Genomic DNA, 1874 nt, shown 5'->3' on the forward strand with positions numbered 1-1874 from the left:
ACGGACCCGACCGCCACGAGATCCTGGAATCGAGTCCGTGCTACCTCGATCAAAGCCGGACAGTTGGGGGGAATCCCCTATCGAACACCCTCTCACGCCCACCCAGCTCCTCACCGTGGCGCCGTTCCCGTTCCTGGTCTGGGGCGCTGATGAACTCCGCCGCGCGGTCGTCCGCCACCGAATACCGGGATCCCGGCCCGCGGTCGCGCCGGCACCGCTGCCTCCACCGGCTCCGCGGAGTCCACACCATCCGCTGCCCACCCTGCTCGCCCGGCACGGCTGGAGCGCCCACCGGCTCACCCACGCCCTCGGGGTCGGCGAACACGCGGCCGCCGAGATGGTCGCGCACGCCCACCGGATCTCCGCGGAGCACGGCCGCCGGACGCGGTGAGCGCCGCCCCCCGGAGGCTGGTGGTCATCCCCGTGCAGTGGCTCCAGTAGGGTGCGCGCCGACATTCGAAGAGCGTCGAGAGGCACGGATCCATGACTTCGTCGGCACCGACGGCTGCCCCCGAGGAGCTGAGGCGGCACCTGGGCGTGTTCGACGCCGTGGTGATCGGCCTCGGTTCGATGATCGGCGCCGGAATCTTCGCCGCGCTCGCCCCGGCGGCCTCGGCGGCCGGCTCCGGGCTGCTGCTGGGCCTGGGGCTGGCCGCCGTGGTCGCGTACTGCAACGCGACCTCCTCCGCGCGCCTGGCCGCCCGCTACCCGCGGTCCGGCGGCACTTACGTGTACGGGCGTGAGCGGCTCGGGGACTTCTGGGGCTACCTGGCCGGGTGGGGCTTCGTGGTCGGCAAGACCGCGTCGTGCGCAGCGATGGCGCTGACCGTCGGCTCGTACGTGTGGCCGCAGCAGGCGCACGCGATGGCGGTCGCGGCGGTGGTGGCCTTGACGGCGGTGAACTACGTCGGGGTGCAGAAGGCGGCCTGGCTCACCCGCGCGATCGTCGCCGTCGTACTGGCTGTGCTCGCCGCCGTGGTCACCGCCTGCCTCACCGGCGAAGACGTCGACACCGCCCACTGGGCGGTCGGTGCGGACGCCGGATTCCACGGCGTGCTCCAGGCGGCCGGGTTGCTGTTCTTCGCGTTCGCCGGGTACGCGCGCATCGCCACCCTCGGCGAGGAGGTCCGCGACCCACGGCGGACCATCCCCCGCGCGATCCCGCTCGCGCTCGGCATCACACTGGTGGTGTACGGCGCCGTCGCGCTCGCCGTCCTCGCCATCCTCGGCCCCGACCGCCTGGCCCACACCGGCGCACCGCTGACGGAGGCGGTCCGGGCGGCCGGGGTACCCGGCCTGGCGCCTGTGGTGCGTGTCGGCGCTGCGGTGGCGGCCCTCGGCTCCCTGCTGGCGCTGATCCTCGGCGTCTCCCGCACCACCTTCGCGATGGCCCGCGACCGGCACCTGCCGCACGTCCTGGCGGCCGTGCACCCGCGATTCGCCGTGCCGCACCGCGCCGAACTCACCGTCGGTGCGGTCGTCGCCCTCCTGGCGGCCGTCGCGGACGTGCGCGGCGCGATCGGCTTCTCCTCCTTCGGCGTGCTCGCCTACTACGCCGTCGCCAACGCCTCCGCCTGGACCCTCACCCCCGCCGAGGGGCGCCCGCCGCGCGCGGTTCCGGCGCTCGGCCTGGCGGGGTGCGTGGTGCTGGCCTTCGCCCTGCCCGGCGCCTCGGTGCTGTGGGGTGCTTTGGTGCTGGCCCTTGGCGCCGCCGCCTACGGCGTGCGCAAGGCCCTCTCCCGCACCTGACTGTCCGGCGGGGGGGGGGGGGGGGGGGCGCCCCCCCCCCCCCCCCCCCCCCCCCCCCCCGGCCCCCCCCCCCCCCCCCCGCCCCCCCGCCCCCCGGGCGGGGCCCCGGGGGGCCTCCACGCGGT

Annotated in this window: 2 protein-coding genes; both read left to right on the forward strand. The window is 75.8% G+C overall.

What is annotated here, in order from left to right; translation table 11 throughout:
* The first annotated feature begins 115 nt into the window (after positions 1-115).
* Positions 116-391, forward strand: a complete 276-nt coding sequence (locus ACIRS1_RS38410; protein ID WP_402847312.1) for a hypothetical protein — start codon at positions 116-118, stop codon at positions 389-391.
* Between the two features lie 92 nt (positions 392-483).
* Positions 484-1749 (forward strand): APC family permease, encoded by a 1266-nt coding sequence (locus ACIRS1_RS38415; RefSeq protein WP_402847314.1) that lies wholly within the window; start codon positions 484-486, stop codon positions 1747-1749.
* Positions 1750-1874 lie beyond the last annotated feature (125 nt).

The organism is Kitasatospora sp. NPDC101176, assembly GCF_044768035.1.
Taxonomy (GTDB): domain Bacteria; phylum Actinomycetota; class Actinomycetes; order Streptomycetales; family Streptomycetaceae; genus Kitasatospora.